Source organism: Pseudooceanicola endophyticus (assembly GCF_018760365.1).
Lineage (GTDB): Bacteria > Pseudomonadota > Alphaproteobacteria > Rhodobacterales > Rhodobacteraceae > Pseudooceanicola > Pseudooceanicola endophyticus.
In genome coordinates this window covers 15,904-29,325 of the sequence record NZ_JAHIAB010000010.1, presented here as the reverse complement: position 1 = coordinate 29,325, position 13,422 = coordinate 15,904, and the positions used below count along the sequence as shown (strand labels likewise).

Below are 13,422 nucleotides of genomic sequence, written 5' to 3'. Positions count from 1 at the left end.
CGGCATGGAAAAGCTGCCCACCATGTTCGCCAAGAGCGGACCGATCCTGCAATACCTCCGCCCTTTCCTGCAGCATGAGGATCCTGAAATCCGGACGCGCGCCCGCGCTGCCCTACGCACGGTGCAGCGGCTGCTGAATACGGACGACGGTGCTATCCTTATGGATCTGCTGGAAAAATCGACGACACTTTTCATCCTCGATCCGCTCGCAGATCCCCGTGCATTGGATGCAATCAATGCCCAGCGTTTCATCGCCCTCGATCTCAGGAGGATTATGAGCGATGAAACGGACACCGTTCTGGATGCAATTTCTTCGGCCCATGGTGGTATGGGCCCCGGAGGGCGAGGGCGCCCCGGGCGCGGGTGATCCCCCGCCGGCCGGCGATCCGCCCGCGGCCCCGGGCGCCGGCGATCCGCCCGCAGACCCGCCGGCCGCCCCCGATTTCTCCTTCATCGGCGACGATTTCCGCACGGACGGCGAGCCCGACATTGCCCGCTTCGGCGAGCACTATCAGGCCCTCGTCGCGGATCTCGCGCGCCGGGATGAAGCCCTGGCCACCGTGCCCGAGGATGGCAACTACGACTTCACCCTGCCGGAGGACTTCGATCTGGGCATCGAGCTTCCCGAGGGCGTCGAGATCAACATCGACCTGGAAGACGAGGCCATGCAGCCGATCGTCGGCGAACTGGGCCAGTTCCTGAAAGACAACAACATGCCCGCGACGGCCGGCGGACAGGTCATGGGTCTGCTTCAGAAATACGAGGCGGCCAAGTTCGCCAAGACCTATGCCGCGCAGACCGCCGAATTCGAGACCCTGGGCGGGAATGAGGCAGCCCGGAGCGCGCGTGTCGCGACCGTGCAGCGCGCCATCGACGCCAAGCTGCCGGCCGATCTCGCCGCTGCTCTGAAGGGCATGACCTACGGCGCCAAGACGCTGCGGGCCCTCGAAACCCTCCTGAACCCCCGCAGTATGAAGTCCGCTCAGCCCTCCCAGCCCGGGGCCGACATGACGGGGAAATTCGGGTCGTCGCGTCTCGCGGCAATCAACGAACGCGGCTGAAAGGAGCATAACCCCCAATGGTTCAAACCCTGATCGAATACGCGAAGACCTTCGCTGAGGACGACAAACGTCGGGCCATCATCGAACTCTTCCCGGAGATGCTGGACTTCATGTCCCTTCTCCCCTTCAAGCCCGCGCCCGGCGGCGTCTACCGCTACCAGGAAGAGGCCGCGCTGCCCGACAACATGGGCTTCCGCGCGATCAACGAGCTGCCCGGAGAAGGCCACGGCCTGCTGAACGACCGCGTCGAGCAGGTGTTCCCGATCGCCGGCAACGTCGATGTGGACCGCGCGCTGGTGCGCCGCCATGGATCCGGCCGCCGCACGATCGACGAACGCATGTCGATCAAGAAAAAGGCCAAGGTCTGGGCTGACACCTTCATCGACGGCGACAACCAATCGTCGCCGCGCGAATACACCGGCCTGAAGGCGCGCCTGGCGGCCGTGGGCGGCTCGGTGGACGGCACCAACTACCGCAGCCGCATCCTGGCAAACAGCGAGGCTTCGGGCGGCGGTGCGCTGTCGCTGGCGCAGCTGGACCGGGCCATCGGCCTGGTGAACGATCCGAACGCGCTGATCATGCCCAAGGCCATCAAGGATCGCTTCGCCGCCGCGCAGCGGGACACCAACATCGGTGGCTACATCACCCTCGACAAGGACGAGATGGGCCGGCCGATCACCCGCTACGGCGACCTGCCGATCTTCACGGGCTACGGGATTTCGCCCTTCGGGGAATTCATCCCGTTCGATGAAGTCGCCTATGGCGGCGGCTCGGCCGTGACCTCGTCCATCTACGTCGTCCGCTTCGGCGAGGACGGCGTCTGCGGCCTCGAAACCGCGCCGATGGAAGTGACCGACTTCGGCCTGCTGCAGGACGGCGTCTACATGCGCGTCAATATCGAGCATGACTGCGGCATCTGCGTCGAGGACCCGTTCTCGGCCCTGCGCATGTCCTCGGTCACCAACGCCGCAATCGTGAAGTGAGGAGCGCATCATGAGCAGCAAGACTTTCGCGATCGACGCCGCCGTTGGCCTGATCAAGCGCGAAATCGGCCTGGCCGCCGTCACCGCCGACGCCTACATCGGCACCCAGCACGACCAGGGCGACGCCGCGATCACCGATATCGCATGCGTCATCGATATCGAGGCCTGCAAGGTCTCGGCCGGTGACGAAACCTACACCTTCCGCCTGGTGGGCTCGAACGTCTCCGACCGGTCGGATGCGCGGATCCTCGACACGCTGGAGCTGGGCGACGCTGGCACCGTCCCCATCGAGACCGTCGATACCGTCGCCGGTGACCGCTACGTGATGCGGGCCCGGACGGAGCGCCAGCAGACGGCGTTCCAGTACATCGACCTGCACCTGGACGTGGAGGGCACCAGCCCCTCGATCACGTTCGGCGCCTTCATCACCAAGGAGATCTGCTGATGCCCAAGATGGTGAAGATCGAGGCGAACCCGGACTTCAAGCCGAACGCAACCCAGAAGGCCGAATACTCGGCGATCGAGAAGGCCGGCGCGAAGACCGTGACCTACCAGACCGCCATCCACAACATCCGGCACTCGGGCGGCATGTACCGCATCCAGCCCGAGGCCTCGGCCACCGCCACCGCGGCGACTGTGAGCGCGCCGAAGCTGGCGGAAATGGATCTGCAGGACCTGAAGCTGATGATGGTTTCGCTCGGCGTGAAGACCGAGAAGCAGATGAAAAAGTCGGAGGTCATCAAGGTCATCGAGACCAAGCTGGCCGAAATCGACATCGTGGACGACGACGAGACGACCTGACCGAACCTCCCTGGGATCTCAGGGTCAGGTCCAGGGGGTGCCTTCGGGCGCCCCCTTTTTCGTGCCGTGCATGTGAGAAGCCCCAGGCCGCCGGGATAGTCCGGCCATGGCCAACACATTCTCCATGCTCGGCATCATGAATGCCGCCCTCACCGCCCAAGGGGTCGAAAAGCTGTCGTCGCCATATGACGGCAGCCCGGAAGCCCTCGCGCTCCTCGAAAACTGGCCCTTGATCATCGAGGCAGAGCTGGAGGACGGGCACTACAATTTCACCCGCAGCGAAGAGCGCCTGCTGACCCGGATCGACGGGAAGTTCGGGTTCTCGGATGGCTATCGCATCCCGTCGGCGGGGCTGCATGTGCGCCATGTCTGGACCCTGAACGACTCCGGCGGGAGATGCTTCCCCGACTGGTCGAGCGACGACAGCTACGTCTACCTCGATGCCGCTGACGGGTGCTATGCCGAGGTGCTTATTTCGCAGGACCCGGCGCTCTGGGGAGCGAACTTTGCCGCTGGCGTCCGTGCGAAGCTGGAGGCCGTCCTCTTGCGGATGGACGACGAGAGCGGCACGGCCATGGAGCAGATGGCCGAGGCCAGCTTCCAGCGCGCGCGCACCGTCTCCTCGAAAGCACGGAAGCGGGACGACCTGCATCGCGAGAGCCGCATCGCGGCCGCGAGGTTCCGCCGTGGCTAAAAAGACCATCTGGCAGCGGGATTTCTCTTTCATGGAGACGCGGTCCGATCTCCTGGAGGCGGCCGACAGCGAGATCCGTTCGCGGTCCGTGAAGTCGGCCCGCAACATGCGCCGACTGGCGACCAACGTTCTGACAGCCCGGCCCGGCCTGTTCTTCATGCGGCACCTGCAGACGCAGAAGATCTTCGAGGTTCAACCGGCGGACGGGCTGCGCTTTGGCGTGGCGCTGCTGGATGACCAGGCGCTGATCCTGAACGAGACCGCCGGCACGCTGGTCACGCTGACCGATGTGCCGTGGAGCGCGGCCGAGAACCTGTGGGTTTTGCCGTTCCGCCAGGAAACGCTGATCGGTGACCCCGAAACCGGCATCTACAAGCTCGTCTACAGCAGCGGGTCCTGGTCGATCGACGAATGGCTGTTCGAGGAGGCGCCAGGCGGCGAGCGCTATCAGCCGTACTGGGTCTTCAATAAATCCACCTCAATCACGCCGTCGGCGCGGGAGGGGGAGATCACCGTCGAAGCCGATGCCGCGGTGTTCACGGCCGATCATGTCGGCACCTACATCCGATATGGCCAGCGCGAGATCCGCGTTGATGCCTATGTGACCTCCCAGATCATTCAGGGCACTGTGATCAGCAAGCTCCCCCCGAGCTACAGGATCAAGGTCTCCGACGCAGCCGATTTCCGCGTGGGCGAGGCAGTCACATCGCGGGACACGAATTACCAGGGCATCATCATCGCTGTGGACACGTCGGCCAATACCGTCGATGTGGTGACGACAGCCTATTATGAGGGCCCGGAGACGGACGAATATCTGGCCTCTGACGACTATTCGTCGGAGATCACGGCCGTGACCGAGATCGACCCTCTGGCCTCGACCATCTGGGATGAGCAGTTAATGTCGCAGGTGCATGGCTGGCCCCGGGCGGCGACAGCCGTTGCCGGCCGGCTGATCCTGATCGACTTTCCAGATGCGCCCAGCGTGGTCGCGGTCTCGAACGCTGCCAGCATCCAGAACTTCGATGTTGGAACCGAAGACGATGATGCGATCGTGCGCGAGGTCGGCGACGACTCCCCGCGGTTCCTGCACGCGATCAGCGCCAACGATCTCCTGCTCCTGTCCGACCGCGGCTGCTACTGGGTGAACGTGCGCGACAACGGCGTTCTGACCCCCTCGACCTTCAACGCGATCAAGTTCGACAAGCGCGGCGCCAGCTCGATCCCGCCTGTCCTGGTCGATGACAGCGTGGTATTCGTGGAAAGCAACGGCGAGGGCATCTCGGCCGCCACGCTCTCGGGTAGCTCCTACCTGAAATGGTCGATCACGCCGCTGACCCTCTATCACAACCAGCTGGTTAACAGTCCGGTCGCGCTCTGCGGCCCGGCCATCAATTCGCCTCAGGCCGAGAAATACCTGTTCGTGGTCAACGCGGACGGCACGCTGGCTGCAGTCAGCTGGTCGACGACCTTCGGCGAGGAGACCGTGAGCTTCGCGCCGTGGGATACCCAGGGGACCTTCATCAACGTCTTCCCGATGTTCGACACCTACTGGGCCATGGTGGATCGCGATGTGGCAACCGGCACCGTGCGCATGCTGGAACGGTTCGACACGGGCATCTACCTGGACTCGGCCAAGGACACGTCCGAGGGGCTGGACCCGTCGGTGGTGCTGATCAACGGCGAGGAGCTGACGATCGGCGGAGATTCGGTCATCATCTCTCAAGGTAATCCGACGCACCTGCCCGGGCTCACCGTGAGCATTCTGCGCGGCGTGGCCTATGTCGGCGAATTCGAGGTCAACGACAGCGGCGAGTTGGTCACGAACCCGGGCTTCGAGGGCCAGAGGCAGATCGGCCTGAACTACTCGGCCGAGGTCTCGCCGTGGCCGGCCGAGGCCACGGATAGCCCGCGCTCCGGCATGCGTCCGACGCGGGTAACGCGCTTCCTGGTTTCGATGCAGGGCCGGGTCGCGCTCCAGATCCGCGCCAACGGGTACACCAGGAGCCTGGGCGGCTACAGCTTTGGGGATGACCTGTCGGTTGATCCGCCGCAGCGCGACCAGGTCTATCGCGTCATGGTGGCAGGTCGTCGTGACCATCCCGATATGGCAGTCATCAAAAACATCCCGGGGCCGTTCACGGTTCTGGCACTCGGGCAGGAGGTAAAGGTCTGATGGAAGCAGCAGCAGCAGCGCAGGTCGTCGGGGCTGGAGCATCGGCAGCTAGTCTTCTGGGACAAGCCAAGGCCGAAAAGCAGAACTCGGAAATCAATTCCTACATCGGTCGGACGCGTGCGCTGCAGACGGACACCACGGCGCGGCAGAGCCTGTCGTCGGAGCTAGGGTCTATGCGCACGGCCATGGCCGCGAACGGAGATCAGCCAGGGGTCGGCACCTTCGAAATGATGCAGGAGCTGCGCACGACGCGCGATCGGGAGCGACGCATCCAGTTCGGCAACGAGATGCAGTCCTCTTGGGATTCTGCGCGGAAGGGCCGAAATGCGATGCAGGCCGGGCGCCTCGGGTTCATCACCAAGATGGCCAAGGGCGGCCAGTCTATGTTTGACCTCTACCAGATGATGGGAAGCTGACCATGGCTGAAATCCGACGCATCGTGCGTGCCGATCCGAAGTCCAATTTCCGGCAGGTCGGCGAATCCGGCGGGATGACCTTCGCTGCCCTGGCCGACATTGCAAAGACTGCCTACGAGCAGTTTGCCCCCGGCGTCGCGGAGATGGACCGGCAGAAGACCACCGAGGAATGGAGCCAGTACGCCCGCCAGCAGATGGGCAACAACCGTGCGACGTTCTCCTACCCCGGCGTGCCCGGTGGCGACGGCACCAGCTCGAAACTGCTCGGCCTGATCGACAGGACCGAGGGCGGGGGCGGATACAGCACCCTCTTCGGCAATTCCCAGGCCCCCGGCGGAAAGTTCGCCGGGGTTGACGTTTCAAAGATGACCATCGGCGAGGCGAAGAAATTCGCGGCGCCGGACGGTGAATATGGCCAATGGGTCAAGGGTCAGGTCGGTCGCGTAGCCACGCCCATGGGGCGCGGTCAGGTCGTGGGCACGACGCTTGGCGCGGCGGCGTCCCAGCTTGGCCTTCCGGACACCACGCCCTTCAACGCGGCCACGCAGGGGGCGATCATCGACCATCTGGCACGCCAGGCCACGGCCGGGCCGCTGACGCTGGAAGGGAAGATGGCGCGCCTGCGGCAGACCTGGGAGGGGCTGAAGAACGTCAGCGACGAGGATCTCGCAGCCGCGGTGCAGGAAATGAGCGGGGGCGGCGGGCAGCCGCCGGCGCAGGAGCCGGTCCTGGTGAAGACGCGCGACGGCGCGGTCGAGCCGCGCCTGTACTCGCCGCTGTCCGGCCCCATGCTGCGCGCCCACAATGCCGCGGCGGCTTCGGCCTACCTCGCCGAGATGAACAACGCCGCCGGGCAGGACTTCGCCGCGTTCGCCACGCAGTTTCCTCTGGATCCGGAAGGCTTCCGCCAAGCGGCCCAGGGCTATGTGGATCAGGCGGTCAAAGGCGCGCCGGAGCAGATGCGCGCCGATCTGCGGCTGAACCTCGAACGCGAGATGCAGCAGAGCTACATCGGGATGGTCGAGGAGAAGCAGTCCGACACCCGCAAGCGGGCCGACAATGCCAGCGCGGCGCTCGTGGACAGGTGGTCGACGCAGTATTCCGAGGCGCTGGCCTCCGGCAACAACGAGGCGGCGCAGGCCGCCCGTTCCCGTCTGGAGGATCTGCTGGTGAACCGCGAGGCTCTGCCGGGCATCGGCTGGACCCGAGCCCAGTCCGAAAACGTGATCCTGGGTTCGATCAAGGGCGCCCAGAAGATCGAGAACACCCGCGCGACGGCCTACAAGACAGAGATCGGGAAGAAGCTGGATGGCGTGATCTCGGCAGCCGAGAACGGCCAGCACGCGGCCGATGAAGCGCTCCTCGATGACAAGGGCGTCTGGTCCTTGCAGCCAGACAAGGCGCGCGAGGCCGCGGCGAAGATCCAGCTCCGGGATGCAATGCCGGATTTCCGTTCCATGCTGCCGGCAGAGCGGAAGGCGATCATCGAGGGAGAGCAGCAGCGCACGCTGCATTACGGCTACGAGCCGGATCTCCTGAAGGCCATGAAGTCGGTCGACACAAGCATGACGGCGGCGCTGGACAAGGACCCGATCCAGTACTTCTCCGACTTCATGCCGGACGACCAGAAGCCCCCCACGCTGCCGTCCGACATGAGCGACCCGGGCGCCACGATTGCGGCCATGACCGCGCGCCGTGACTATGCCAAGAAGATGCAGGCCGAGGGCTACACGGCAGTTCCGATCTTCCTGTCTGATGCAGAGGTGAAGCTGCTGACGCCGCATTTCGCCGATGGTGCTGATCCGGCGGCGAAGGCGGCCCTGGCCAAGCTGTTCGTGGCAGGCTTCAAGGAGGATGCGGGCGCCGCGCTCAAGGAGGTGAAGGCGGACGACGTGACGCAGCATGTCGGCGGCCTGATGGCAGCCGGGGTCGGTGATGACCTCGCGCAAAAGGCTCTGGTCGGCCAGCAGATGATCGAGCAGGGTCAGGTCATGCTGCCACCGAAGGCCGCGTCTGTCGCCTCCATCAGCCCGGAAATCGTCGATGCCCTGGGCCCGGCGGCCTATGCCATGGGCGCCACGCTGAAGACTGCCAAGGCGCTCTACGCGGTGGACGCGAAGGGCGTGGATCCGACCAGCGATGATGCCAAAAAGCTCATGGCCTCCAGCCTCCAGCAGGCGCTCGGGTTTGAGCAGCGCCGCAGCGGTCGATATGGCACGACGGCCACGGGCGGCGTGCAGGAGGTGAACGGTCACCAGACGCTCCTGCCGCCTGGCATCTCGCCGAAGGATGTTGAGGCGGGTATCAAGCAGGCGGTCGATCAGATCCTCCCTGGAAGGGGAGCGCCGCCAATCGCTGGGCGCGAGGTCGGGGCATCCCGGTCTATTCCCGGCGATCCCGATCTGTGGGGTGGACTGAACGGCAGCACGCCGTCCTACAATGGTCAGCCCATCAGCATGCGGCAGCTGCAGAGCGCCAAATTTGTCCCGATCACGGATGCGACCGGACAAATCCTTGATGGCCTGTACCGGATCGAGGTCATGGGCGGCACGGACGTAGAGAACGAGGCGGGCAACGTCTTCATCTTCGACATGCGCAAGCTGGCAGAAAGGGGCCGCTGATGTTCATTCCAAGCGAAGGAGCGAAGATCCCGGACATGAAGGCCCGTCGCCCCGAGCGCGGGCCTGCCGGCTTTCTGGAGGGGCTGAGCGCGGCGTTCACGGCCGAGCAGATGGAAACGGATGCCTGGGACCAGCGCGCCGGCATCCGCAATGGCGTCCTGCAGGACATGGAAAGCAGCCTTCGCAAGAAGCTCGGTGACGCTGCTGTCGAAGATGCCATTGCCCAGGCGGATGCTGCGCGGGGCACGGCGCGGCGCCGCAATGACCAGGCCAGCAAAAACTGGCGGACGGATGCGCTTTTTGGCCTCGCCGGCAGTTCTGGTCTGCCAGATCTTCCGACCGATCGTGATCAGCTGGAAGCGCAGGTGAAGGACCGATACCAGGCGCGCTATGCCGATGCCCTCCAGACCATGCGCTACATGCGCCATGGTGAAACGGTGGCGAATTTCTTCGGCCGCGGCGCCGCCGCAATCTCGGACCCGTTCAGCCTTGCGACGATGCTGGTCGGCGGTGGCGAGGTCTCGATTGCCCGGACCATCGCCCGGGAGGCGGGCATGGGCGCCTTGGGCGAGATCTTCATGCTGCCGCGCCAGTACGACATGGCCGAGTACCTCGATATTCCCGATCCCAACCCTGTGTCGCAGATCGCGCTCGGGGCAGTCTTCGGCGGGGCGGTCGCGGGTGGCGCAAAGGTTCTGACCCGGGCGGGCCGGGCCCAGGTCTCGACCGGATATGATCGCGCGATGCAGTACATCCGGGTGCGCCGCGGCAATCTGCCGATCGAGGACAAGGCCGTGGTCGATGCTGCCGAGGATGCGATGACCACCGGCACCCCCATGCGCCCGGACCCGGTCAGCGCTGAGATGCCGCAGGGTGCAGATGACGCGGGCCGCCAGCTGCCTGCCTGGATGCCTCGGGAACGGCAGACCCCGATCTATGGGCAGGTTTTGCCGCCCGAGCGGGATATGCCGGAGCTGTCGGGAATCTCCAGAACGGCTGATGCCTCCTTGCCGTGGGAAACCTCCCCGGTACGGTTCGACACGCAGGCGGCAGTGACTTCGAACGCGCGCTACCAGGCCGCCCGGATGGCCGACCCCGTCACCATGTCCCAGTACGAGCAGCTGTCCACGCGGCGCGCCTCGTACCGGCGCTGGCTCTCCGATCTCATGGACCGGCAGGATGCCGAGATCGAGGGCATGGCCGGCAGGATCGAGCGCGGGATTGCGCAGGCGAAAGAGGATCTGCGGATCACGCAAGGCAAGGGACCCAAAGCGAAAATCCGGTCGAAAATTCGCGACATGCAGGCGGACCTTGAGGAGGTGCGCGCCACACCGAAGCGCCGGGAGACCCCCGACACCAAGGAGCTGCGCCGGGCCATCGTGCAGGTGGACGAGAAGATGCGCGACATGGCCGCGGCTGTTGGCCGAGCCTTCCGTGCAGGCGATGGTCTTCCGGAGGCCCAGGATCTCCCGCCGCGCCCCCGCGACATGGGCGAGGTGGATCGCCTGATGGAGCAGTTCTTCGCGGACCCGGCCGGCGTGGGCGGGCCAGATCTGGGCCCGGATGATCTCGGGGCTGGTCCCAGGGGCCGCGTCGTGCCGCTGAACGACCTCACGCCACGAATGCTGGATCCGATCGAGGCCGACGACGCGGCAGCCGAGTTTGGCGCCTTCGACATGAACGCCAGATCTCAGCTCGACATGTTCGATGAAGGCAGCGCCAACCCGGAGGTGGACGCGCTGAACTCGCATGCTGCTGAGGCGTTGCGTGAAGAGATCAGAGGTACGGAAGAACCTGCTCCCGGTATGGTGCGGATGTACCATGGTGGTCATGACGGAGATTCCGGTGGCGCAAGATGGTTCACATCAAGTTTTGAGAATGCCAAGGGGTGGTCAGCTCAGCGTGGTGGGGGCGGTCGAGCCGATGAAGTATGGTACATCGACATTCCCAGGGATGATCCGATGTTTCACGCTGATTATGCTGATCAGACAGTCGATCAGGGGTTCACCGTGCAGAAGGAATTTGACCCGTCAGCATACGGATCCGTGAACCTGTATCGGGAAGCCGATGATTTCGACGTGACCATGCCGGGGCCGGACGGCCAGACGCGCACCATGCCGGCCTCGCGCTGGCTGGACGAAATGGATGACGAGCAGGAATTCGTGGCCCTCGCAGAATTCTGCGCCCCCAACAGGAGCTGAACATGACCTTCGCACAGTGCATCACGGGCAAGGGGCAGGACGACACCAAGCACCAGGAGCGCGCGCGCCTGGCGGCCGACATGTGGCAGGAGTTCGCAGATCGGTTCGAGCGTCAGGGCTGGCCCCGGCACCAGGCCGAGCAGATGGCGGGCGACGACGTGAGGCGCCTGCTGCGCCGGAAGCTGCAGAGCGAGCGCAACACGCTGATGGCGCAGATCACGGTCGAGCGGCGCAATTCGCTGGTGGTGGCGCGCGCAGGAAAGCCGGAGGAGGTGCCGCTGCGGGTGCTGGAAGGTTCCCGCGCATCCGGGACGCAGGTCGACACGGTGGTAGGCCTCCAATCGGCCCTCATGCGTCAGTTCAACGGCATGATGGGGGCGTTCCTGCAAAAGCACGCGCGCAACCTCGCGGGCAACGTGCGCAACGTGGCGCAGCTGAAGAACATCCTGCGGGAGCTGCACGGCGAGGCCTCTGGGGACGAGACGGCGGCGGCCATGGCCAAGGCGGTCGGCGAGACCTTCGAGCGGTCCAGACAGCTCTTCAACGCGGCCGGAGGCAACATCGGCAAGCTGGATGATTTCGGCCTCGCGCACCGCCATGACCGGGTGCGGATCATGCAAGCCGGCGAGACACCAGAGCAGGCATTTCAGGCATGGTTCGACGAGACCGCGCCGCGCCTGGCCTGGGATCGGATCGAGAATTTCTGGACCGGCAAACCGTTCTCTGCAGACGGAACGCCGCCGCCGCTGGAGGTTCAACGGGGCTTCCTGAAAGAGATCTTCGACAACATAGAGTCGGACGGCTGGGTGAAGCGCGACGTGTCCTGGGGGATGCAGAACGGCCAGGCGCTGCATCGGCGCTACTCGGAAAGCCGGGTCCTGCATTTCAAGTCGGCAGACGATTGGATGGCCTACAATGAGCGCTTCGGGGTCTCTGACCCGTTCGGCTCGATCGTCGGCCACCTGCACCGGATGGCGCGGGACATTGCCATGATGCGGGTGCTCGGGCCGTCGCACAATCTGGGCCTGGAGAACCTGATCAATCACGCCTCCAAGCGCGTGGCCGGTGACCTGAAGGCCGAGGCCAAGCTGAAGTCGAATGCCAAGCTGTCGCGCGCGATGCTGGATCACATCTCCGGCGCCGCGAACACCCCGCAGAACGAGCTGGCAGCCAAGTTCTTCGGTGGGGTGCGTCAGGTGCTGTCTTCTGCCCATCTCGGCTCTGCCATGCTGGTCTCTGGATCTGACAGCGTGGCTATGTCCCTGGCCGCGCAGAGCGTGGGCATGAACCCGGCCAACGTCGTGTCGCGGCACATCGCACTCATGGCCAGCGGGGTATCCCGGGCCGAGGCCGCCCGGATGGGCTATGTCGCGGACACCCTGGCCGATGCCGGGAACACGATGCTGCGCTATCTGGGCGAGGCGCCGGTGGCGGACTGGGCTGAGCGCCTGTCCTCCTTCGTCATGCGGGCCCAGGGGCTGTCCTTCTGGACTGACATGGCGCGCACCGCCTTCAATATGGAATTCGCTGGGCAGCTGGCCGGGGCAAAGACGCTCGCAGACCTGGGCCCGATCGGGGACGCCCTGCGCGCCCGGGGGATTTCCGATGCAGACTGGGCGATGTTCTCGGACACGGCCCTGCATTTCCGGACCAAGGACGGGGCGAGGTTCGCATCGCCGAGCTACTGGCGCCGGGCCGCGGTAGATGCCGGGATCAAGCCAGAGGTGGCAGAGCGCATCGCGCTGACCATCGACGGCTATGCCCAGGAGCTGACAGAGGTAGCCGTGCCCTCGAACAGCTACGAGATGCGCGCGCGAGTGCTTGGCACCAGCGCGCCCGGGTCCTTGCCGGGGGAGGTTCTGCGCTCTCTCGCGACCTACAAGAGCTATCCGCTGACGTTCAGCATCAACCAATGGCGCCAGATCCAGTCCATTCCGACCGGGCAGGGCCGTGCCCAGTATGTCGCGGCCGGGCTGGCGGGCTTCACCTTCATGGGCGCGGTCGGCATCCAGCTGAAGGAGCTGGCAAAGGGGAACGAGCCGCGGCCGATGGACAATGTGAACTTCTGGGGCGCGGCGGCGCTGCAGGGCGGAGGGGCCGGTATCGTCGGGGATCTTCTGTCCTCTTCGACTACGCGCCTTGGCGGCGGGCTGTCTGGCTACTTCGCGGGCCCGGTCATCTCGTTCGGGGGTGACCTCGGAATGCTGACCTTCGGCAACATGGCCGATGCGATGCAGGGCAAGGATATGAACCTCGGCCGGGACGTGACGAAATTCCTGGCCCGCAATGCTCCTGGCACCACGTACTGGCCGACGCGCGCGGCCATGGACCGCCTGGTCTGGGATCAGATGCAGTTGCTGCTGGATCCCGACGCTGCAACTGTCATGCAGCAGGAGGCCAAGAAGCGCCTGAAGGACTACGGTAACGCCGAACTGTGGCCCTCGGGCTCCCTGTCGCCGTTCTAGGTGCATT

The 13,422-nt window shown here is 65.1% G+C and carries 11 protein-coding genes; all 11 read left to right on the top strand.

What is annotated here, in order from left to right:
* Positions 1 to 4 precede the first annotated feature (4 nt).
* The 11 genes from KM176_RS16505 to KM176_RS16455 all read left to right on the top strand — a co-directional run bounded on the left by KM176_RS16505 (position 5) and on the right by KM176_RS16455 (position 13,415).
* Positions 5 to 367 carry a hypothetical protein gene (locus KM176_RS16505; RefSeq protein WP_160895228.1) on the top strand — a complete coding sequence of 121 codons (363 nt, stop codon included), beginning with the start codon at positions 5 to 7 and terminating at the stop codon, positions 365 to 367.
* Complete coding sequence (locus KM176_RS16500; protein ID WP_160895229.1) at positions 282 to 1,061, top strand: hypothetical protein; 780 nt, start codon at positions 282 to 284, stop codon at positions 1,059 to 1,061. Before KM176_RS16505 ends, KM176_RS16500 begins: the two co-directional genes overlap by 86 nt.
* Positions 1,062 to 1,078: 17 nt before the next feature.
* Positions 1,079 to 2,044, top strand: coding sequence for a major capsid protein (locus tag KM176_RS16495; protein ID WP_160895230.1), 966 nt, complete (start codon positions 1,079 to 1,081; stop codon positions 2,042 to 2,044).
* A gap of 10 nt (positions 2,045 to 2,054) precedes the next feature.
* Positions 2,055 to 2,489 carry a hypothetical protein gene (locus tag KM176_RS16490; protein WP_160895231.1) on the top strand — a complete coding sequence of 145 codons (435 nt, stop codon included), beginning with the start codon at positions 2,055 to 2,057 and terminating at the stop codon, positions 2,487 to 2,489.
* The gene (locus KM176_RS16485) at positions 2,489 to 2,845 is read left to right on the top strand and encodes a hypothetical protein (protein WP_160895232.1); all 357 of its coding nucleotides are present in this window, start codon (positions 2,489 to 2,491) and stop codon (positions 2,843 to 2,845) included. Before KM176_RS16490 ends, KM176_RS16485 begins: the two co-directional genes overlap by 1 nt.
* Positions 2,846 to 2,951: 106 nt before the next feature.
* The gene (locus KM176_RS16480) at positions 2,952 to 3,539 is read left to right on the top strand and encodes a hypothetical protein (RefSeq protein WP_160895233.1); all 588 of its coding nucleotides are present in this window, start codon (positions 2,952 to 2,954) and stop codon (positions 3,537 to 3,539) included.
* The gene (locus KM176_RS16475; RefSeq protein ID WP_160895234.1) at positions 3,532 to 5,712 is read left to right on the top strand and encodes a hypothetical protein; all 2,181 of its coding nucleotides are present in this window, start codon (positions 3,532 to 3,534) and stop codon (positions 5,710 to 5,712) included. Before KM176_RS16480 ends, KM176_RS16475 begins: the two co-directional genes overlap by 8 nt.
* Positions 5,712 to 6,128: a hypothetical protein gene (locus tag KM176_RS16470; RefSeq protein ID WP_160895235.1), complete on the top strand. Its 417-nt coding sequence runs from the start codon at positions 5,712 to 5,714 to the stop codon at positions 6,126 to 6,128. Before KM176_RS16475 ends, KM176_RS16470 begins: the two co-directional genes overlap by 1 nt.
* Before the next feature lie 2 nt (positions 6,129 to 6,130).
* Positions 6,131 to 8,749: a hypothetical protein gene (locus KM176_RS16465; RefSeq protein ID WP_160895236.1), complete on the top strand. Its 2,619-nt coding sequence runs from the start codon at positions 6,131 to 6,133 to the stop codon at positions 8,747 to 8,749.
* On the top strand, positions 8,749 to 10,950 hold the full coding sequence (locus KM176_RS16460; protein WP_160895237.1) for a hypothetical protein: 2,202 nt from the start codon (positions 8,749 to 8,751) through the stop codon (positions 10,948 to 10,950). The genes KM176_RS16465 and KM176_RS16460 overlap by 1 nt, the downstream gene beginning before the upstream one ends.
* 2 nt (positions 10,951 to 10,952) lie before the next feature.
* A complete protein-coding gene (locus KM176_RS16455; RefSeq protein WP_160895238.1) occupies positions 10,953 to 13,415 on the top strand; it encodes a hypothetical protein in 2,463 nt (820 codons plus the stop codon).
* The last annotated feature ends 7 nt before the right edge of the window (positions 13,416 to 13,422 follow it).